This window comes from Sphingobacterium sp. SGL-16, from assembly GCF_011043515.1.
Classification (GTDB): Bacteria; Bacteroidota; Bacteroidia; order Sphingobacteriales; family Sphingobacteriaceae; genus Sphingobacterium; species Sphingobacterium litopenaei.
Genome location: NZ_JAAKGQ010000003.1, coordinates 114719 through 138371, shown reverse-complemented (window position 1 = coordinate 138371; position 23653 = coordinate 114719). Strand labels below are relative to the sequence as shown.

13 protein-coding genes are annotated in these 23653 nt (G+C 37.8%); 1 reads left to right on the top strand and 12 read right to left on the bottom strand.

Annotation, left to right across the window (positions count from 1 at the left end; all coding sequences use genetic code 11):
• Window positions 1–11: 11 nt before the first annotated feature.
• The 12 genes from G5B32_RS02335 to G5B32_RS02280 all read right to left on the bottom strand — a co-directional run bounded on the left by G5B32_RS02335 (window position 12) and on the right by G5B32_RS02280 (window position 19999).
• On the bottom strand, window positions 12–1376 hold the full coding sequence (locus G5B32_RS02335; RefSeq protein WP_165289939.1) for a glycoside hydrolase family 43 protein: 1365 nt from the start codon (window positions 1374–1376) through the stop codon (window positions 12–14).
• Window positions 1377–1388: 12 nt separating this feature from the next.
• Entirely contained in the window at window positions 1389–2756 is a 1368-nt protein-coding gene (locus G5B32_RS02330; RefSeq protein WP_165289938.1) for a glycoside hydrolase family 43 protein, read from the bottom strand.
• 9 nt (window positions 2757–2765) lie between these two features.
• The gene (locus tag G5B32_RS02325) at window positions 2766–4169 is read right to left on the bottom strand and encodes a glycoside hydrolase family 43 protein (RefSeq protein ID WP_165289937.1); all 1404 of its coding nucleotides are present in this window, start codon (window positions 4167–4169) and stop codon (window positions 2766–2768) included.
• 30 nt (window positions 4170–4199) lie between these two features.
• Entirely contained in the window at window positions 4200–5765 is a 1566-nt protein-coding gene (locus G5B32_RS02320; RefSeq protein ID WP_223815185.1) for a glycoside hydrolase 43 family protein, read from the bottom strand.
• A 155-nt stretch (window positions 5766–5920) separates the two neighbouring features.
• On the bottom strand, window positions 5921–7249 hold the full coding sequence (xylA, locus tag G5B32_RS02315) for a xylose isomerase (RefSeq protein WP_165289936.1): 1329 nt from the start codon (window positions 7247–7249) through the stop codon (window positions 5921–5923).
• 6 nt (window positions 7250–7255) lie between these two features.
• Window positions 7256–8737 carry a xylulokinase gene (locus tag G5B32_RS02310; RefSeq protein WP_165289935.1) on the bottom strand — a complete coding sequence of 494 codons (1482 nt, stop codon included), beginning with the start codon at window positions 8735–8737 and terminating at the stop codon, window positions 7256–7258.
• An 18-nt stretch (window positions 8738–8755) separates the two neighbouring features.
• Complete coding sequence (locus tag G5B32_RS02305) at window positions 8756–11209, bottom strand: glycosyl hydrolase family 95 catalytic domain-containing protein (protein WP_165289934.1); 2454 nt, start codon at window positions 11207–11209, stop codon at window positions 8756–8758.
• Window positions 11210–11254: 45 nt separating this feature from the next.
• On the bottom strand, window positions 11255–13177 hold the full coding sequence (locus G5B32_RS02300) for an alpha/beta hydrolase-fold protein (protein WP_165289933.1): 1923 nt from the start codon (window positions 13175–13177) through the stop codon (window positions 11255–11257).
• A gap of 46 nt (window positions 13178–13223) precedes the next feature.
• Window positions 13224–14180 carry a transketolase family protein gene (locus G5B32_RS02295; RefSeq protein ID WP_165289932.1) on the bottom strand — a complete coding sequence of 319 codons (957 nt, stop codon included), beginning with the start codon at window positions 14178–14180 and terminating at the stop codon, window positions 13224–13226.
• A gap of 86 nt (window positions 14181–14266) precedes the next feature.
• Entirely contained in the window at window positions 14267–15118 is an 852-nt protein-coding gene (locus tag G5B32_RS02290) for a transketolase (RefSeq protein WP_165289931.1), read from the bottom strand.
• A gap of 7 nt (window positions 15119–15125) precedes the next feature.
• The gene (gene fsa / locus G5B32_RS02285; RefSeq protein WP_165289930.1) at window positions 15126–15794 is read right to left on the bottom strand and encodes a fructose-6-phosphate aldolase; all 669 of its coding nucleotides are present in this window, start codon (window positions 15792–15794) and stop codon (window positions 15126–15128) included.
• Between the two features lie 176 nt (window positions 15795–15970).
• Complete coding sequence (locus G5B32_RS02280; RefSeq protein WP_206366766.1) at window positions 15971–19999, bottom strand: two-component regulator propeller domain-containing protein; 4029 nt, start codon at window positions 19997–19999, stop codon at window positions 15971–15973.
• Window positions 20000–20493: 494 nt separating this feature from the next.
• Here G5B32_RS02280 and G5B32_RS02275 point away from each other — a divergent pair, with 494 nt between their 5' ends.
• Window positions 20494–23643, top strand: a complete 3150-nt coding sequence (locus G5B32_RS02275; RefSeq protein ID WP_206366765.1) for a SusC/RagA family TonB-linked outer membrane protein — start codon at window positions 20494–20496, stop codon at window positions 23641–23643.
• The last annotated feature ends 10 nt before the right edge of the window (window positions 23644–23653 follow it).

The window sequence follows — 23653 nt, the reverse complement described above, 5'->3', positions numbered from 1 at the left end:
TTCTAAGATTATCAGTTCTTGCCAAATTTCCAGTAATCAAAAAATAAAATATTTGAAGGCGCATTACCCTTCGCTATAAAATATAGATCGTGAACGCCAGTGATAGCATTATCTAATTTGACCTCTACATTCGCCCATCTATCATCTCCTCCAGTCAATGGTACTTTTACTGTTGCTATCAGCGTTCCATCCACACTTCCAGAACGAACTTCCAATGTAACGCCACCATTATGTGTAGTTCCCACACGGGCAAATAATGAGCGTGCAGCTGATGTACCAAAGTCAACATTTTTTATACTTGTAAAAGCGTCTTTCTTTTTAGCTTTTACAAAAACACCGACCTTTTTATTCTGAAAAGACTTGAAATCTTTTGACCAAGAAATCGTTTCCGCTTGATTAATTTCAAAAGGATTAATAGTTGCCAAAGGCTTTAGAATACCTTCAGTCATTTTGATCGGAGAAATACTTCCATCTTTATTGAACTTCAATTCTTCAACCGCCACGGAGCGTGTAAAACCAGTTCCTCCTGGTAAAGCGGCATTATGGTAAAAAAAGTAAGTCTTTCCTCTAAAATCTATTACACCAGGATGGTTTGTAAAAGCGCCTCCTTCACGCGCCATTACGACTCCTCCATATTCCCACGGACCTTGTGGACTTTTACTCATAGAATAGCCTATAAATTCCGGAAGTGGACCTCCCGGCCAAAACAGATAGTATAGATTGTTACGTTTGTAAAGCCAAGGTCCCTCCTCATATTCTGTTGGCCTTTTAGGATCTCCTTCGCGTTTACCAAAAGCTTTTTCCACCATCGGCACGTTCACAACTTCTCCTGAATAAGAAATCATGTCCTCATTCAATTTGATATATTTTAAATCAGGATTTCCCCAATACAAATGGGCTTGTCCATCATCATCTATGAATACGGTTGGATCTATATCACCCCAATCCGTTTGAACTAATGGTTTTCCTAATACATCGTAAAAAGGTCCTATGGGACTATCACCTACAGCTACGCCAATTGCTGGTTTATTATTTTCTTTCGCAATAGCAGGAACATACAGATAAAACTTTCCGTTCTTCTCGATACATTGTGCTGCCCAAGCGTCACCATTAGCCCATTCAAAATTTGAATACGACATTATTACCCCATGATCGGTCCAATTGACCATATCATTTGTTGAATATACACGCCAGTTGTTCATATTGAACCAAGTAGATTCATCTTCATCGTGCGTAGTATACACATACAATCTATCGTTATAAACCATAGGAGCAGGATCTGCCGTGTAATTCGTTTGAATAATCGGATTCTGCGCAACAGCAGTTGTTGCACCGAAGAAAGTATATAGTAAATAACTGATTAGTTTCTTTTGCATATTAATTCATAATTAGTGTTGGAATTCCCAACTGTCAAACCTAAATAACTCATGTGGAGAACCTCCTTTGAATACGAAATAAACGTCTTGAACTCCTGTTATCTTTTTCACCTCCACACTTTTGGTTACATAATTCGACCATTCACCCGTATAAGGAATTTGTAAATTTCCAATCAATTCACCATCTATCTTATTTAAGCGAATCTCTATCGTACCTCCATGGTATCGACTGGATGCTGTTGCTTTAAATTTTGTTGCGCCTTTTTCACCGAAATCTACTGCTCTCACTTTGATGTAGTCATTTTGATGAATTTCCCCTATCACTACTCCTCTATCCTTATCATCGTATGCGGTCACACCTTCAGCAAATGCTATTGTTTCTGCTTGAACCACTGTGTAAGGATTGAGCACACCTACAGCTTTAGTAATTCCTTTATCTGTCATTTTCAATAGCGGCATTTTACCATCTGGAAGATATTGGAATTCTTCAACCGCTACCGATCTTGCATAACTATGTCCGTTAGGTAGCGCGTCATTATGATAAAAAAAGTAAGATTTTCCTTTGTAATCAATGACGCCTGGATGATTGGTGTTACTACCCTTTTCCAATGGCATCGCTTCCCCTTGATAACTCCAAGGACCTTGAATATTTTTCGCTGTAGAATAGTGTAACGATTCCGGAAAACCAGAAGCATAATGCATATAATACACATCATTCCGTTTGTAAACCCAAGGTGCTTCCGTGAATCCAGGACCAAACACATCTTTATCTTTTGCATTTATAGCCTGAATTGGACTCGCTAAAGAAATCACATCGGGATTTAATTTAGCCCAATAACAAATGCCATTTCCCCAGAATAAATAAGCTTGTCCATCGTCATCGATGTAAACAGTTGGATCCAGATCATCCCAAGCATGCTTAGCCTGCGTTGTCATATCATTGGTCACAAGTGCTTTACCCAATGGATCTTTGAAAGGACCAGCTGGACTATCTGCAACTAAAACCCCAATGGATACACCTCCTTTGCCGGGCGTGTTATTCATTGTAGAAATATACCAATAGAATTTTCCATTGCATTCTATAACTTGAGCAGCACTGGCATCGCCAACCGACCAAGATATTTGAGAAGTACGTAATACTGCACCGCGATCTGTCCAATTCACCATATCTGTAGTTGTAAACAATCGATACTCACGCATGAGATAATGATTTTTCGGCGCTTCAGCTTCATCCCTTCCGACATAAAGAAACAATGTATCCTTATGTACGAGAGGGGCTGGATCGGCCGTATACATCGTTTGGACAATAGGGTTTTGAGCCTGCGATATTAAACCTAAGCACAATAAGACTACAATTATATTCCAACGTAATACCTTCATTGGGCTACATTATTTCTCAAAAATCCAATGATCAAAGTTGTACAGCTCTCTACCTGCTGTTAGGTTTTCACCTTTGAAAGCAAAATAAACATCATGTTTTCCTGTCACTGGAGATTCTATGGTAGTGGATAAAGTTTTCCATTCATTCCATCCGCCTGTGCGAGGAACTTTCAATGTTGCTATTTTTGGTCCTCCAATACTATCCACATAGACTTCTACAATACCCGCACCTAATCCAGAAGCCATTGAGGCTTTAAAAGTTTTTGGTGAAGTATTACCAAAATCTACCTCTCTTACCTTTATGTATCCGCCAATTCGCGTATTCGTAACATATACTCCAACTTTATCGTCTTGTGTTGTTTTACACTTTTCTGCCCAAGCAATAGTCTCCGCTTCATTGCGCACATAGGGATTGATCGTACCCACAGGAGAAACTCCTTCTTTGGAAATATTAATCAAAGGAATAGTTCCATCGGCATTGTACTTGAATTCTTCAATAGCGGATGAACGTCCATAACTGCCGCCTCCTGGCAACAAACCTGTATGATAAAACAGATACGATTTACCTTTATAATCAATTACGCCTCCATGATTAGTAAAACTGTTGGTGGGTTGATTCACCATAATACGACCTTGATATTTCCAAGGACCTGTTGGGTTATCACTAATTGAATAAGAAAGACATTCAGTTCCTTTTTCCATTCCTGCAAACATCTGATAATAAATACCATTCCGCTTGAAAAACCAAGGTCCTTCAATAAACATATCTTTATTAGGTTCTGCTGGAGGTTGTTGATTTTCACTTCCTCTAGGACGTCTTACACCGCCAAAAGATTCGATAGATTGGGGTACTTCTACTATATCTCCGGAATAAGAGATCATGTCTTCATTTAATTTGACATAATATAAAGTGCCATTTCCCCAGTACATATAAGCCTGACCATCATCATCTACATATACTGTTGGATCAATATTTGACCAACTGCCGTTCATAATCAAGGGCTTACCAATTGCGTCCTTAAATGGACCTGTTGGACTATCGGATACAGCTACGCCTATTCCGACATTATTTTGATTCGTCTGTGCACAGATATACCAATAAAATTTTCCATTGCGCTCTACACATTGTGCTGCCCAGGCACGGTCTATAGCCCAAGAAAAATCTTCCAAAGCCAATGGCACACCATGATCTGTCCAATTAACCATGTCCGCAGAAGAGAATAACCTCCATTTGGTCATATAATAAAAATCATATCCTGGAATATCATCTCCAACGTACATATACACACGATCTTTGTACACCATTGGTGCTGGATCAGGTGTAAAACTGGTCTGTACAATAGGATTTTGAGCGAGCACATTTAGTGCAGCATAACCACATAAAAAAGCCGTTGCAATGCATTTTTTTATCATAACAGAAAACTATAATTGGTTACTTTATTTTTATTGGTCGATACGGAAATAATCAAAATCCGCATATCCACCTATATTTTTGGTTGCAAAATTAAACAAGCCAAAACGGTATCCCATAAAATGTGGAAGCGTATACGCCATTTTTAAAGTCGTGCCGATTGGTTTCCAATCTGAACCATCTAAACTATAGAAGAAATTTGCTACATCTTTTCTATTTGTAAAATCACATTCAGCTTTAAAATGAACTATATCTTGTTCAAAAGGAACTGTTGCTACCTCTTCAGGTGTTCCTGAAGACGCATTTACCATCACGATTGATTTTTTATTTCCCTCTACACGAACTCCTACTAAACCGTAGTTTTTCTGTAAAAGCGATAAGCCTGCAAAATCTCCATCTTTCATATTGGTTACCTCCAAAGATGTAGTACCTTCACAAGTAGGACCTATAGTACGTTGTGTCAATGTATTACGCGCTTGTAAGAAATCAGTGTCTAATCTTCCTGTTTTCAGACGTAGATACCCCGTACGTTCACTCAATGACCATAAATCATTTGCAGGATTATGATTCCATTGCCATACTAAAGGCAGATCAGGATCCCCCATATTTCTATTAAATTCATCTGAACTAACGATATAGGGAATTAAACTTTGATTTGCTGGTAAATCTAATTCCATAGGAACTTTTCCATCGATGCCCAATACTGGCCATCCATCCTTCCATTCCACCGGTACCAAAAATGGAATTCGACCTACCGCTCCATGATCTTGAAACAAATAAGCATACCATTTACCATTTGGCATATCAATAAGACCGCCTTGTGCCACCCCTTTATCTTGCAACACGACACGTCCTTCATATGGTCCCTCTAATTTGTCAGCTTTATGCACGATAACCGTACGCATGCCGCCTGGAGGCCAAGATATATTGAATAAATAATATTTGTCTTTTACTTTGAATAATTGCGAGCCTTCTGCCGGAAGTCCTCCTTGTTTTCCAGCAGGCATACTTACCGCTGTGGCATTCTCTATTAATACACGTTCGGTTTCTGGTTTGATACCAGACAAATCGGATTTTAATTCTACAATATTTATCTTTCCTCCACCCCAAATCATATACACTTTATCATTCTCAAAAAACAAGGTATGATCATGCAGTGATGGTGAAAATTCATGAACTTTCCAATCTCCTTTTTCAATATCTTTTGTGGTATAGATATAAGTTTTACCTGTAGTCTGCGCAAATGTGCTTACGTAATATGTTCCATTGTGATAACGAATACTACTTGCCCATGTGCCACGACCGTATGTGTTTTTTCCATTTTCAAGATTCAATACATCCATATCAGCTAATGAATGATGACAATAGCCTATCAATCGCCAATTCACTAAATCTTTGGATTTCATAATAGGCACTCCAGGATTCATATGCATAGTCGTACTACTCATGTAATAAGTGTCATTGACACGAATCATAGACATATCCGGTACATCAGCAAATATGATTGGGTTGGTGGCTTTCTGTCCTAAAATAATGCTACTGAAAAATAAGACGTAGACAAATAATATGCCCACTGCTTTAGCAAAGGTTCTCATCATAGAAAAGTATAAATGGTTACAATAAACGTCAATTTAACATTTATTTTCTAATGAATAATAATTCTAACCCCATTTTAACATTAATTGCTATATTTTATCAATATGTGCTATATGAGGCTAGAATTAAGGACTTATTTATCGAGTTGGTTTGGTAATTATATAAAGCGATTGATTAGGTTTTCAAGGTATTCTTGTCTACCTGAAATTAATTTTGGCTCACCATTTTGAACAGCATAATTTCTTAAATCTTCCAATGTTAAGCGGCCATTTTCAAAATCTGCTCCTGCTCCACTATCATAGCTTGCGTAGCGAGCAGCACGAATGCTATTGTAATCTGATTTTTGTAAAATATTATCAGCAATCACCAATGCACGAGCAAAATTGTCCATTCCACCGATGTGTGCATAAAACAAATCTGCAGGATCCGTTGAATTACGACGGATTTTGGCATCAAAATTTACACCTCCTCCTTGTAAGCCTCCACCTTCTAAAATAATCAACATGGATTCTGTCAATTCATTCAAGTCATTTGGAAATTGGTCTGTATCCCAACCATTTTGGTAATCACCACGGTTCGCATCGATAGACCCAAGTAAACCTGCGTCTACAGCTACTTGCAACTCATGTTGGAAAGTATGACCCGCTAAAGTCGCGTGATTCACTTCCAGATTTAATTTGAAGTCATCTAACAAATCGTATTTGCGTAAGAAACCAATTACCGTAGCGGCATCGTAATCATATTGATGTTTCGAAGGCTCACATGGTTTTGGTTCGATAAAGAAAGTACCTGTAAATCCATTTTTACGTGCATAATCCTTTGCCATATGTAAGAAACGAGCCAAATGATCTTGCTCACGCTTCATATTTGTATTCAAAAGTGACATATACCCTTCACGTCCACCCCAGAACACATAATTTTGTCCACCTAATTTTATGGTCGCATCAATAGCTGCTTTTACCTGAGCACCAGCATGTGATACCACATGAAAATCCGGATTAGTAGAAGCACCATTCATATAACGATGGTGACTAAATAAATTTGCTGTTCCCCAAAGCAACTTAATTCCTGATTGTTGTTGTTTTTCTTGTGCGTAGGAAGTAATAATATCTAAATTCTTTTCATTCTCTACTACATTATCACTGTAATCAATTAAATCTACATCGTGAAAACAGTAATATGGAAGTCCCATTTTGGTCATAAACTCAAATGCTGCATCCATCTTATCTTTTGCTCTATCCACTACATCCGAACGCACATCCCAAGGGAAAAACTGCGTACGTCCGCCAAAAGGATCGGAACCATTGCCATTAAATGAATGCCAATAGGCACAAGCAAACTTAAAATGTTCAGCCATAGTCTTTCCTGCAACTACGCGATTGGCATCATACCAACGAAAAGCTAACGGATTATCGGATTCTACACCTTCATATTTGATCTGACCAATGTTTTTGAAATACTCTTGATTTCCTAATAAAATTTCCATTTTCTCTTATTTTGTTAGTTTTTTAATTAAGCTATTTTTCCATTTATCGTACAACTCATCATACAATGTGACATGTGATGGCTCTACAGTTGCGTGCTTTTCTAATCCTGCAAATGCTTCACTGCGCGACTTAAAGATTTTTGCACCTAGCCCTGCGCCTAATGCTGCACCGACACTACCATCATTATCATAAAGTTCTACCGGCGTATTTGTGACGCCTGCAAAAGACTGTTGAAATATTGGGCTCAAAAACATATTAGCATGTCCCGCTTTGATAACTTTAGGTTCAATACCATTTTGTCTTAAAATATCTAAACCATATCTGAAGGAGAATGCAATCCCTTCTTGTGCCGCTCGCCATAAGTGAGCTGGACTATGACGAACAAAGTCAATATTCTCCATATGTCCCTGTACCATTTTGTTGTTGAGCATACGCTCAGCGCCATTACCAAAAGGCAAAATGATTAGTCCGTCAGCACCTATAGAAATATCCGCAGCCAGTTGATTCATTTGCATATAATCATAGGATGACGCCGTTGTTTTCTTGATCCAACTATTTTGAATTCCCGTACCATTGATACACAGCAAAACACCCAAATTTGGCTTTTCATTTTCGTGTGTGACATGTGCGAATGTGTTTACCCGAGATTCTTTGTCATAGACTAATTGATCTGTCACCGCGTAAATCACGCCTGAAGTCCCAGCTGTCGCAGCCACTTCTCCAGCTTCAAAAACATTCAAAGACAGGGCATTATTAGGCTGATCACCTGCTTTATAACTCACGAAAGCTTCTGTGGAAAGTCCCAATTCTTCTGCCACCTCAGCTTTTACTTTCCCATAATTTCCAAACACTGGTAAAATCTCAGGTACTAAATCAGAAGAAATACCATAATGATTAAGTAAGGTATCTGATATATCTTTTTTCTTAAAATCCCATAGAATACCTTCCGAAATGGAGCTGATATTAGAATTAATTTCACCTGTAAAACACATGCTCAGGAAATCTCCTGGAAGCATAAATTTGTGTACCATCTCATAAGTTTCGGGTTCAAATTGTTTTACCCAAGCTAATTTTGATGCTGTGAAATTCCCTGGCGAATTGAGGTGAGCATCCAAAAATCCTGTCGGGCTTAATTCTGAAAATGCAGCATTTCCAATTTCTACCGCGCGGCTATCACACCAAATAATAGAATTGCGCAAGGGTTGGTGATCTTTATCAACCACTACAAGTCCATGCATTTGGTAAGCAATTCCTATTGCGCCGATATTTTTAGGATTATACAAACCTAAACTATTCAACTTTTGAATAGCCAATCTTGTATAATTCCACCAAGTCGCTGGATCTTGCTCAGCCCAACCCGGCTGTTCTGAAAGGATCGCAGCTTCTGTCTCCGGATATTGAGTCGAAGCTATCTTTTTATTTGTCTGCGCATCGATGACCGAGACTTTAATAGAGGACGTACCTAAATCTATTCCGAGTAATAACATATTTTTTCCTTCGAATACTTACTTAACGATTGTAAATGAATAGGATTTACCTGCAACAGTAGGGATATCGTATTCATATATTTTTTTCAAATCAGATCCTTTTATCTGTGCTTGTGGTGATACCAACGGTTTTGGCACCTCTATACGATTATTTAAAATATTAGGATTAGTACCATGTGCTTCTTTCAATCCTTTTCCAGTCAAAGGTACATGAGAACGAAGACGCAGGTTTCCACCTATCTTAGAAAGGACTTTTACAGTTTGCACCTTACTATCCGACCATTGCATGTCAATTTCGAATCCTCCCCGTGCCATTAAACCTTTTACCGTACCTTTCTTCCATGCATCTGGTAATGCAGGCAAAAGATGTACTGCATTGTCATGACTTTGAACAAGCATTTCAGCTACACCCGCAGTCAATCCAAAATTTCCATCAATTTGGAATGGCGGATGAGCCGTAAACATATTCGGATACGTACGACCATTTCGGTTTTCTCTATCTGCTAATGTTAGCATATTATTAATGATCTTATACGCACGATTTCCATCCAATAATCTCGCCCACAAATTAACTTTCCATCCAATGGACCATCCTGTCGCAAAATCACCTCGATATACTAATGAATTCCGCGCTGCTTCAAAAAGTTCGGGCGTAGTATAAGCCGATATTTGGTTACTTGGATATAAGCCATACAAATGTGATACATGTCGATGTTCATTTTTGGGATCATCTACATCTTCTAACCATTCTTGCAGTTGCGTATATTTACCGACTTGCATCGGCGGAATACGCTTAGCCATGGCTAATAATTTTTCACGGTAAGCGATATCTTCATTTAATATTTCATTAGCAATAGTTGTACGCGTCAACATATCGTAGACAAGTTGATTATCCATGGTTACACCTGCAGACATCGGTCCCTGTTCTGGAGAAATAGAAGGTGACAAGACCATCCATCCTTTATCCGTATGTTTAGGATGAGGTATTAATGTCGAAAGAAGGAAGTCGCTAGCACTTTTTAGAATTGGATATACTTCTTTTAAATATTTTTTATCCCCATTGTAGAGATAATGTTCCCAAACATGCTGTGCCAACCAAGTACCGCCCGTTGGCCACATTCCTGCTGCCGCAAAATCTATGGGACTTGTTACGCGCCAAATATCTGTATTGTGGTGAGCTACCCAACCTTCTGCATTATATAATACTTTGGCTGTTTCTTTGCCCGATTCGGAAAGTTCTTTCGTCATCTGAATCAAAGGCTTGTGCGTTTCCGAAAGATTGGTTACTTCAGCGGGCCAATAATTCATTTCTGTGTTAATATTAATCGTGTACTTACTATCCCACGGAGGTGTTAATGAATTATTCCAAATTCCCTGCAAATTAGCTGGCTGACCACCTGGCTGAGAAGAACAAATCAACAGATAACGTCCATATTGAGTTAAAAGCGTGACTAAAGCTGGATCTTGTGTTTGCTGAAATTGTCTGATTCTTTCGGTTGTAGAGATTGTAGAAGATTCGTTATGTTTTCCTAAATCCAATTGAAAACGACCAAATTGTGCATAGTATAATTTAGAATGCTTAGCTAACGATTCTTCGAATTTAGCAGCTTTTGCCTTATTCAATTTTTCCAAAGCTTTCTTATATCCATCCGCTGAGACAGACTTATAATTAGTAAAGTTTGTTCCAATGGAAATATAGACTACAGCCGTACTTGCATTTTTTACTTGAATTTTGGAGTCGTCTATTACAACCGTACCATCTACATTTTTAACCGAACTCAACGTATGATAGACTATCTCACCTTTGATACCTTCATGATCACTGCCTTTACCTTGCAAAACCAAAGCATTATCCTTCGCATAAATAGAATGTTGTGCTGGATTTTTATAAGACAGCTCAAAATTTAGAGCTCCCTTTTTGCTCGCTGATATTTTCATTACAATCACATCATCCGAAAAAGAAGAAATCACTTCTCTGGTGTATGTAACACCATCTACTACATATCGGGTCGTTGCTTTTGCTTGCTCAATATCCAACTCGCGATAGTAATTTTGAAAATTTTTATGATCTTCAAAATTCAATAACACACCGCCTGCAGTCTGATAAGGCATACCATGTGTTTTGGTAAAAAATGTCTCATTGATCAATTTATCTGCTTCCGGAGATTTACCTTCAAACACCAATTGTTGAATATTCTTCAGATTCGATCCACCTTTCGGATTATCATTGCGATAAGGACCACCGCCCCATATAGTTTCTTCGTTGAGCTGTAATTCTTCTTTGTCAGGTATACCATACACCATAGCGCCCAAACGGCCATTACCAATAGGTAACGCTTGTTCCCAGACTCTAGCGTCTGCTGGCGTATCGTATTGTAGCTTCAAACTTCCTTTATCTTTAGTCTGAGCATGTAGATAAAAAGAAGATATAAGTCCTAAAAGAAAATAAATACTAAGGATCGGCTGTCTCATAACTTGGTTTATTTGGTATATCCTAAAGAGTCTAATAAAATTAATTTATTTAAATAACTCTTGAGAAAATTTATAAATATTATTTCTCCATACTGGCCAAGTATGACCACCTGGATATTCAGAATAAGTGTACTTTATGCCTAACTCATCAAATTTAGACATCATTATCTGACAATTATTATATGCAATATCTTCTTTGCCACCCATAGATACCCAGAATGATTTTATGTTTCTGTTGATTTCGTCTTTATGTTCTTTCATGAAAGCATATTGAGGATCGGTTAATTCTTTTTGATTGGCAAACCATCCTGAACTAAAAACGCCTAAAGCTGAGAATAATTGTGAATCCTTCACACCTGCATATAATGTTTGTATACCGCCCATAGATAACCCCGCTAAAGCTGTGTTTTCGCGACCCGTTTTCACCTTATAATTTGAAGTAATAAAAGGCATCAAAACTTCTTTCAACTCACGATCAAAAACCTTCAAAGGAGCTTCAGAAAATGCGCCACCACCGCCAGGTACAGTCATATTTCCATCCATCATGACAATAACCATAGGTTTTGCTTTACCCTCTGCAATCAGGTTGTCCATGATTAAATCAGTTTTTCCCTGATTCACCCACCCCGTTTCGTCCTCGCCTCCACCGTGTAATAAGTATAAAACAGGATAACTTTCTGCGGATTTGTCATATCCTGCAGGGACATAAATGTAGCATTGACGCCATTCACGCAATACAGGAGAAAAATAACGCTTAATGCGTACCTCACCATGCGGAACTTGTTTAAGAGCATAATAATCACCTCCTGCAAATGGAATTTCTATGCCACTAGCCATCCTTCCCATTCCATAATAGGTTTTGCTTGCAGGATCAGCGATAGCCATACCATCTACTAAAAGTGAATAATAATGAATTCCTTCACCGATGGAATCTGTTACGACAGTCCAATTACCATTTGCATCCTTTGTCATATCATACTTTTTTCCAAGATCCACTTGAAGCTTATTCACTTCGGGTGCATGGATTTGAAAATGTACTTTACTATTTGGTAAAACTTGGGGATACTTTGCTCTTCTCACATTAGTTTCTGGCGTAAATCCTATAGGACTCAGATCGTTTAGTTTGCTGTAATCTACATCCTTAAACAACAATTGTGAGATCATATACAGATCATTCTTCCAAACCTTGAAATCATGACCTCCTGGCTCCAGGTAAAATACGTGCGGAACATTATTTTGTTTCAAATAATCGCTTACACGTCTACTATTTCCAATCAAACCATCCTGATCACCACAAGAAATCCATAGTAATTTGAGTTTTTTCTTCGCTTCTTCTGGATTTGATAACAATTGTTTTCCTTGACGCGTGTTAGGAGCTGAAGAAAAACCACCTACCCATCCAAAATGATCTAAATTGCCCAACCCGAAGTTCAAAGATTGCCCACCTCCCATAGAAAGACCAAAAATTGCTCTGCTAGATTGCTCTTTTTTGACAGGAAATTTCTTCTCAATAAAAGGTATCAAATCGTTTAACAAATCCTTTTCGAAAGTTGCAAAAGCCTCGACTTTGTCTGGCGCCATAATATTTCCTGTAGCGCGGTCATCTTTCATCGCACGGCCATTGGGCATTACCACAATCATAGGCTCTAATTTTCCTTCAGCGTACAGATTATCAAGGATAATGTGGGGTACACCACCATTAAACCACTCTTTCTCGTCACCACCGATACCATGCAATAGATACAGCACAGGATATTTTTTGGATTTAGAAAATCCAGGTGGCGTATATACTAATGCACGTCTATTCGTCCCTACTGTTTTGGAAGAATAGGTTATCGTATCGATCTTTCCATATGCAGTAAGCTCCTTCTTCACGTCGAAACCCGAAGGGGCTACTTTGCCATGCTGAGCGAAACCATTGGACACAAACATCCAAACAAGTCCCATTAAGAGAATTTTTTTGAGCATGATGTATTATTTATAATTGGTTATGATTAAATAATTCTAATCGTTTTTATTTTTTTCGGCTCATGACACGTTGTACCGCTTGAACAATATGTTCTGCGTCCAAACCATATTTCTGCATCAATTCCGCAGGTGTCCCAGATTCACCAAAACTATCATCTACTGCTACATATTCTTGGGGTACCAAATAATTTTTAACAAGAACCTGCGCCACACTATCTCCCAAGCCTCCTAAGCGGTTATGTTCTTCTGCTGTCACCACACACCCTGTCTTTTTAACAGATGCCAAAATAGCTTCTTCATCCAGAGGTTTTATTGTATGAATATTAATGATTTCAGCATTAATTCCCATTTCCTCCAATTTTTCTCCTGCTTGAATTGCTTCCCAAACCAAATGTCCCGTAGCAATAATTGTCACATCTGTACCTTCGTTTAATAAAACTGCCTTTCCTATTTCAAAAGTTTGGTCTACGGGTGTAAAATTTGGCACTACAGGGCGGCCAAAACGTAAATATACTGGACCATGATATTTTGCTACGGCAATAGTTGCGGCTTTAGTTTGATTAAAATCACAAGGATTGATTACCGTCATTCCAGGCAACATTTTCATCAATCCGATATCTTCTAATATTTGATGTGTGGCACCATCTTCACCCAAAGTCAAACCTGCGTGTGATGCCGCTATTTTTACATTTTTGTCGGAGTAAGCAATAGACTGTCTGATTTGATCATACACACGTCCTGTAGAAAAATTTGCAAATGTACCTGTAAAAGGAATTTTTCCTCCTATAGTCAAACCAGCTGCTATACCCATCATATTAGCTTCCGCAATACCAATCTGAAAAAATCTTTCTGGGAAAGCATTGATAAAATCCTGCATTTTCAAAGAACCTACCAAATCTGCACATAAGGCTACCACACGCTCATCTTGCTTTCCTGCTTCCAGCAGCCCTGCACCAAAACCTGATCTTGTATCTTTTGATTCTGTATATGTATATTTTTTCATGTTTATATTTAGATGTGAGACTTTTGATGTGATATATCCTCTTTGGAACGATTCCTTTATCTAATATCTCCTGTCTAATAATCTTCTTAATAGTCTCCTAAAGTCTCTGGATTTTGTTTCAAAGCTTCAGCTAACTGATCGTTATTGGGTGCTACACCATGCCATTTGTGCGATCCCATCATGAAATCAACGCCGTGTCCCATTTCGGTATTCAACAAAATAATAACAGGTTGATTTTGATTGGATAAAGATTTGGCCAAATGAAGTCCTTCCAATACTGAAGGAATATGGTTTCCTTTTAATACCTCAATAACTTTCCATCCAAAAGCTTCCCATTTTGCTTTAAGATTCCCCAAGGATAACACATCTTTCGTTGCGCCATCAATTTGAGCACCATTGTAGTCAATGACAGCAATAAGGTTATCCATTTTATTATGAGGAGCATACAAAGCAGCCTCCCAGACTTGTCCTTCTTGCAATTCTCCATCACCCATTAAGACAAAGACATGCTTATTATCACCATTTAGTTTTTTAGCTTGTGCTGCACCTATCGCTACAGACAAACCCTGACCTAAAGATCCTGAGGCAATACGCACACCAGGTAATCCTTCATGCGTAGTAGGATGACCTTGCAAACGAGAATTTAGCTTCCTGAAAGTCGCTAATTCAGCGACATCAAAGTATCCAGCTCTTGCTAAGACACTATAGAAAACTGGTGAAATGTGACCATTGGAAAGAAAGAAAAGATCTTCGCCTATCCCATCTATATCAAATTGGTCATTGCGTTGCATGATTTCAAAATAAAGACAGACTAATAATTCTGTACAGCCAAGCGAACCTCCTGGATGTCCAGACTGACAAGAATGAACCATACGTACAATATCACGGCGTACTTGAGTACAGATTGCCTCCAAATTGTGTACACTATTTCTAGTCATGACCATTTTAATTAGAGTTTAATTGTGATACTTTTCGATGATCTTCTAAAAATTGGGCTAACCCCGAATCTGTCAATGGATGTTTTAACAAAGACACAATTGCAGAAATAGGTCCTGTCATGACATCAGCACCAATTTTTGCACATCCTAAAATATGTGCGCTATGACGTACCGAAGCCGCTAAAATTTGCGTCTCATATCCATAATTGTCGTAGATTTCTCTAATCTCGGCTATAAGATCTAGTCCATTCACTGAGATATCATCTAATCTTCCAATAAAAGGAGAAACATATGTAGCACCTGCTTTCGCAGCTAACAATGCCTGTCCAGCTGAAAAAACTAATGTGCAGTTTGTTTTGATTCCTTTAGAACTAAAATATTTGATGGCTTTAATGCCATCCTTTATTATCGGAACTTTAACTACGATTCGCGGATGCAATGCGGCTAACTTTTCGCCTTCTGCTATCATTTCAGGGTAAGTCGTCGAAATCACTTCTGCACTCACATCACCATCCACAATAGCACAAATAGCCTTATAATGATCAATAACATTTTGCTCTCCGCTAATTCCTTCTTTAGCCATCAAAGAGGGATTGGTAGTCACACCATCCAGCACTCCCAAATCTTGCGCTTCTTGTATTTGCTGCAAATTCGCCGTATCAATAAAAAATTTCATGTCTTAAAATAGATAAGTAATTTATCTTGGTTTATAATTGTTTCTCACTAGTAATAAGACAAATGTATAGGATTCAACGGGCAAGGGATGAAACATATAAAAAAAATAAGGGTAAAAATGTCTAAAACATCTGTTTATAACACTTATACCCTTATTTTTTTCACTATGAATAAATTCTACACTTTATCCTTTTTAGTCGAGTGAATATATTCCGACGGTGTCATTTGATATTTAGCTTTGAAAACCTTTGTAAAATAATTAGGATTCGCAAAACCCGTCTCATAGGCGATTTCCGAAATGGTCTTATCACTACGTTCTAACAGATTTGCAGCTTTTTCCAGTTTCACCGATCGAATAAAATCTACCGGAGACATGCCTGTGTATTCCAACAATCTATTGTACAAGGAAGCGCGACTGATACAAAGATGTGCACTCAATGCCTCAACCGAAAGCTGTGGATTATCCATATTCTCATATACATAATTCAATACATTTTGTAAGAATTTATCCTTTTCCGATACTACAGCTACTTCAGGCACTGCAATAGAAACTTGTTTGCTATATACATCCTTAAACGCTTGATTAAGAATCATCAAACTGTTGACTTTCGCCAAAAGAACATTGATATCGAAGGGTTTAGTTATATAATCCACCGCACCAGATTCTAAACCACACACCAAGCCATTTTCCACCTTGGAAGCTGTCATCAATACGATTGGAATATGCTTTGTACGCTTATCTTGTGCCATTTTTTGTGCTAATTCCATTCCGTTCATTATAGGCATCTGCACATCGCAAATCACGATATCAGGGTGATGGAACAATGATTTTTGCCAGCCTTCTTTTCCGTTGACAGCTTCGAAAACCTTATAATTTTCTGCTAAAATTTCCCGCAAATAATCTCGAAAGTCATCATCATCTTCCACGATTAAAAGAGAAGGTTTATTTCGAGCATCCGCATCATAGGTCTCTTGCTCTACCAAAATTTCATCTGCTTCTTCGACCAAAGGTTCTTCGGCATAATTTAAAAGGAGATCAAAATAAAACACACTTCCTTTTCCTACTTCGCTATCTACTTGTATTTTGCCCTCATACATTTTGACAAAGGAATCTGCTATTGATAAGCCAATTCCCGAACCTTGATTCAGCACTTTTCCAGCCGTATCGTGTTGGAAAAAACTTTCGAAAATAGATTCTCGTGCCTCCGCAGGAATACCTATTCCTGTATCCCGAACCTCGAAAGAGACTTTTATTTTGTTGTTGTCCTGATAATCCGCAGAAACTATACTTACAGCAATATCACCACCCTTTGGCGTAAATTTGAAAGCATTGGAAATTAAATTAAACAGAATACGCTCAATCTTGTCTTCATCAAATGAGGAATAAAGTTTTTCTTGACAGCTATAGAACGAATAATCTATTCCTTTCTGAAGAGCCATATCATTGAAAGATTGGAATACTTCTTTCACCGCAGCGACAAGATCACCTTCGGAATTTTGAAGTTTAAGCTCATGCTCTTCCATTTTGCGGAAATCCAAAAGTTGGTTCACCAAATTCAGCAAACGACGTGCATTTCGTTTTACCAAATCCAATTGGGTGCGAGCATGAATATCTTGAATTTGATTAATCAAAGTCTCAATAGGCCCCACAATTAAAGAAATTGGTGTACGGAATTCATGACTCAAATTCGTCAAGAACTTGATTTTCATTTGATCCAACTTATGCAAAGTCTCTGCTTCGCGTTTTTGTTGTTCTATTAATTGTTTAGCTTGAATACGTTCTTGTTCTAAAGCAAATTTTTGTTTTAAATTTTGAATACCACGGTGTCGGATATACAATAAGGTTCCCGCAGCCATCATGAGGTAAAAAATATACGCGTAGATGGTCATCCAAAATGGAGGATTTACGATAACATGAATTCTTGTTATATTTTCGCTCCACACGCCATCATTATTACTCGCGCGCACTTCAAAGGTATACTCTCCTGGGTCCAAATTCGTATAATAAGCACTCAATTCCTTATCAACTTGAATCCAGTTTTTATCGAATCCCACCAAACGATATTCGTAGGCGTTATCTTCTGGCACAGTAAGATTCAAAGCTGCAAAAGAAATAGAAAAATTTTGTTTGTACTTCAAATTAATTTGTTCAGAAGTTTGCAGAGTGCTTTGGATTGGTCCATTTTCGGATGGTAATACAATCTTATTATCAATCTTTAGGTCGGTTAAAACTACGTTTGCAGGGTTCTGATTGATTTTTAAATTTTTAGGATAAAAATGATTAAATCCATTCTGTCCTCCAAAAAATATCTCACCATCAGAAGTCTTGATTCCAGCTCCTAACATAAAAGCGCCTTGCTGCAGACCAGCGGATTGCGTATAATTTTTGAAAGACTTGTTTGCAGGATCGTAACAGCTTAACCCTCTGTTGGTACTAAACCAAATTTTCCCATTATCTGCTTCTATGATACTTTGTATCACGCCATTAATCAGTCCATCCTTTTCGGAAATAACCTGAAATTTGTTAGCACCTTTTGGAAGTACCCCAATGCCATTTCCATTAGTTCCTACATAAGCGGTACCTTTGTTATCAATATGGATGGATAGAATATAATTGCTTGGCAAGCCGCTATTTTCGCGGTCATAAAACACCGTCTTTTTAGTCTTTGGATTATACACCGAGACACCTGATCCATATGAACCAATCCACATATTATTATCCAAATCCTCTTTCAATACACGGATAAAATTATTAGGTGGCTCAATATCAATATGTTCATTGCGTCCCTGAACCATATATTTTTTGATCGTTCCGTCCTGTGTATTCAGAATATTTATGCCCCCGCCATTGGTGCCCGCCCACAAATTACCTGCGTGATCCTTGGTAAGACAAAACACCTCATCGTTGTTTAGGTCATTCACTCCTTCACCTGCGCGGTATTTTTTCAATGATTTTGACGTAAAATTATATTCCAATATTCCTTTTTGGTAAGTACCAATCCAAACCTTATCGTTCTTTCCTTCTAAAGCTAGAACTGTATAGTTATTAATGTTTTCTGGAAGAGAAAGAGGCGATAGTTTGTCCAGATTACGTTCATAAATGTAAACGCCTCCTCCATCAACACCTAACAGTACATCCTCTTTGTGCTGCAAAAAGGAAGTTATCATATTAGTACTTTCTCCTCTTCGCTCAAATAAGTTAATACCCTTTAACCCAAATTGACTTAAATTAGTATCATACTTATTTAGACCTCCTTGATAAGTTCCAACCCAATATATACCAAACTGATCCGCATAAATGCTACGAATAGATTTATGGCTCAAGCTATGAATATTAGAAATATCAGGTTTGAATCGTTGAATAGTAAGATCTTTGGGATTCAAAATGTCTAAGCCGTTGTCCGTTCCTACCCATACACCTCCTTTACTATCATTCCCTAGCGCATATACTTTATTACTGCTCAATTTGGATGGAGCAAAGTGATCAAAGTCTTTAAATTCCTTCCCCTTATGTTCCAAAAAGTATAATCCATAAGAAGACCCTGCCCAAATTCTTTTTTGTTCATCCTCAGTAATAGAACTAATTTCAATTCCATTGTGGATTTTTGAAGGAATTTTAAACTCTATGATATGTTGAAAATCTTTTGAAATTTTGTACACATTACCAATGGAAGAAATCCACATCTGCCCTTCCTTATCTTTATAAATGTACCGTGTAAATCGCTCCAAGAAAAAACTGATAACCTTATTGTAAGAAGCATCGGGCATCTTATTAATATCTTTCGCATTGATTACACTAATATTGCCATAGGAGCTTACCCATATATTACCATTGTAATCCGTAGTAAGTGATGTAATTGCGGCACTCATCCAGCGATCATCTGGAGTTTTTTCGTATGCAAAAATTTTATCTAGTTTTCTGTCATAATAACTAAGTCCTCCCCCCGTAGTAGCAATCCAAATTCTACCTTGCTGATCTTCGCACAACGAAGTAATGTGATTAGATTTTAATCCTTGCTCATTATTAGCATCATAGCGATAGACTTTATAGGTACGTCCATCATAACGATTCAGTCCATCTTCCGTACCAATCCATAAAAATCCGTAGGTATCTCGATATATAGTATAAATGGTATTAGATGATAGTCCATCTTTCGAATAATACCTTTGGAAAGACACAGGCAATTCTTGCCCAAATAAAGGCACAATAAAAAATGTAACTATAAAAAATAATATATATCTCCTCATCTTCTGTTTATAAAAGGTAGCTGTATTGGTTATCACATGTGATCGCACATGGTAAATGTATTCTAAGATATTAAATAAAAAATTGCAAACGAATAATACTCCCTCAAAAACATAATTTTAGCTTATCGATTAAACATTCTTATCCGTCATTTTGACATTCTTGCTAGCTCCCGAATAGCCCCACAAGTAACTTTGATATACAATTATAAACCGAAAATCGGAAAACAAATTAATTAACTTAACCAGCTGCAATGAATCTGCGCCTATAAGTTTTTATGCCTAAAAACTAAACCGTGTTATGAGAACAAATTATGTGAAAAACTTAGACAGTAGCTAAGGGAATTTTGTAATGATTAGTGAAAAATAGATTTCAAGCTAATCATAGATAATTGACCAATTATCATCGACCTATTCCAAAAAAAATAACCAATTAAATTTCAAACATAAATGCTATGATGATAAAATTTACTATCAGGTTCATATGGCATTGGAAAAAAATATGGGGATTATCATTACCCTATGTATTTTTTCTGCTTTTCACGATCTGTAACGTTTTAATTCTTAATGCACAACCAAGTCCTACTGTGCAAGGAATTGTTAGAACTGAGAATAATGAAGCTTTAGAAGGAGTTTCTATTAGAGTGAAAGGTGCCAATACGGTGACCACTACCAAAGCTGGAGGATTATTTACGATAACCCTTCCGCCAGGCAAAAATACATTAAACATCTCAATGGTAGGATATCGACCATTAGAATACAAAGTTGAAAATCAATCCACTATCGAGATTTTTCTACAAGAATCAGCTATTGATATCGAAGAAACTGTCGTTGTGGGATATGGTGCGCAGAAAAAAGAAAGTGTGGTAGGCGCTATCACACAGACCACTGGCGAAGTATTAGAACGTACAGGTGGTGTTACTAATCTTGGTATGGCCTTAACAGGAAATTTGCCCGGACTTGTGACCACAACTTCCACGGGTATGCCTGGAGGTGAAGATCCACAAATACTTATTCGCGCGCAAACATCTTGGAACAATAGCTCTCCACTTATTCTTGTAGACGGAATCGAACGTCCTATTGGAACTATCGATATTGGTTCTATCGAAAGTATATCGGTACTAAAAGATGCTTCTGCAACAGCCGTTTTCGGGGTAAAAGGTGCTAACGGTGTAATATTAATTAAAACCAAAGAAGGATCATTAGGAAAAGCAACCATTCGTGGAAGAGTAAATTCTACAGCCAAGGTTCCTTCCAAACTTCCTGAAAAATACGATTCGTATGATGCTTTATCTTTACGTAATCGTGTAGTGGAGAATGAATTAATGATATTACCAACCTCTTGGTCACACATCAGACCTGAAGAAATATTATTAAAATACCGCTACCCGCTCAATGATGAGGAATGGGATAGATATCCAAACACCGATTGGGAAAAAGAATTATTTCGCGAATATGCAACCTCATATGGGGCGAATGTCAATGTACAAGGTGGTAGTGATATTGTAAAATACTTTGCTTCTGTAGATTACGTGGGCGAAGGTGATTTATTCAAGACTTTTGAGAATAACAGAGGATATAAATCCAATTTTAGATACGACAGGTTAAATGTTCGTAGTAACCTTGATTTTACCCTTTCGAAAACAACAAAACTTTCTACCAAATTATTTGGCTCTAATGGCGTAAGACAATATCCATTTGGCGTTGGCGGAAATGATGGAAGATTCTGGACTTCGGTTTATAGAACTGCTCCAGATGCGATGCGTCCAATCTATTCTGATGGAACGTGGGGATATTATCCACAACGTGATTATGATGTACCAAACTCCATGTACATCTTAGCATTCTCAGGCGCCGAAAAAAGTACTCAAACACAGTTAACAACAGATTTCACCTTAAATCAGGATTTAAAAGTTCTTGTACCAGGTTTGACTTTTAGAGCTAATTATTCTATCGACAACTCTTTTAGAGAAAATGGTCGTGGGGTAACGGATCCTAATCAACCTGTAAAGAAATGGATAGATCCGGATTCAGGAAATATAATATTTGATCCAATCGATTTATCGACAAATATGGACCAAATGGATATGATTCGATGGAGTAATCAAAGTGGTTCAGTGGACAAAGGTGCGACTTATAGACGTATCAACTATTCAGGTCAATTAAATTATGCGACCTCCATTGATAAGCATAATATCAGTGCTACAGGAGTATTTCTTCGTGAAAAATATGCACGCGGAAGCGAGTTTGCACATTATCGTGAAGACTGGGTTTTCCGTACTGTTTACGATTATGACAGACGCTATTTATTCGAAGCAAACGGAGCATACAACGGTTCTGAAAAATTTGGACCAGATTATAGATTTGACTTCTTCCCTTCATTTGCAGCTGGATGGGTAATCACGAATGAAAAATTCATGGAGAACGTTAAATTTATCAAAAACCTTAAACTACGCGCTTCTTGGGGTAAAATTGGTGATGATAGCGGGGGTGGTCGCTGGTTATATAATGACCAATGGGCTTTTGGTGGTAATACCCAAATGGGAAGTCCATTACAAAATACACCATATACCTTCTATCGCATTAGTACTTTGGGTAACCCTTATATTTCATGGGAAAAAGTCGAAAAGAAAAATTTTGGTATTGAATACTCATTATTCAATGGGTTGATATCAGGTGATTTAGACTTCTTCAAAGATCTGAGAACTGATATCTTAATTTCGGGTGGCTCGCGAGCCGTTCCATCTTATTTTGGTCAGTCTGCCCCTATCGCCAATTTGGGCAGTGTAGAAGGTAAAGGATACGAAATTACATTAAATCTGAATCATCGTTTTGCATCAGGCTGGCGCGTTTGGGCGAACACCAGTATGACCTATGCAAAAAATACAATTTTGTTTAGAGATGATCCTGCATTATTGCCTGACTATCAAAAGCAACAAGGCACACAGCTGGGACAGTACAGAGCATACTTAAATCATGGCTTCCTGGAGTCATGGGATGATATCTATGGAAGTACAACACGTACTTCTAATGATAACATGAAGCTGGCTGGAGATTATAATATCATAGATTTTAATGCAGATGGTATAATTGACCGTTTTGACTCTACACCTTATGAGTATTCTGGATCTCCAAGAAATACATATAATGCAAGTATTGGTACAGAATACAAAGGCCTTTCATTCTTCTTACAATTCTATGCAGTGAATAATGTGACACGTGAGGTTACATTTCCTACATTCAACACGTATTCTGGCTCCAATGTAGCCTACGTAGAAGGTACATATTGGACAAAAGAAAATGGTGGTGGACAAGTACCATTGCCAAGATACTCATCGGCTATTCCTTTTGGCGGTGAAGGTACACGATACCTATACGATGGATCATATGTGCGACTTAAGAATGCAGAGTTAGCTTACACGTTTAAAGGTCAAACCATTAATAGACTTGGGTTAAATGCATGTAGACTCTATTTGAATGGAAACAATTTGCTTCTGTGGACGAAGATGCCTGATGACAGGGAATCTAATTTCGCGGCTGGTTCGTCTGGAGGAGCTTATCCAACAGTAAGACGTTACAACATAGGTCTAGATATTACCTTTTAAAACATGTTAA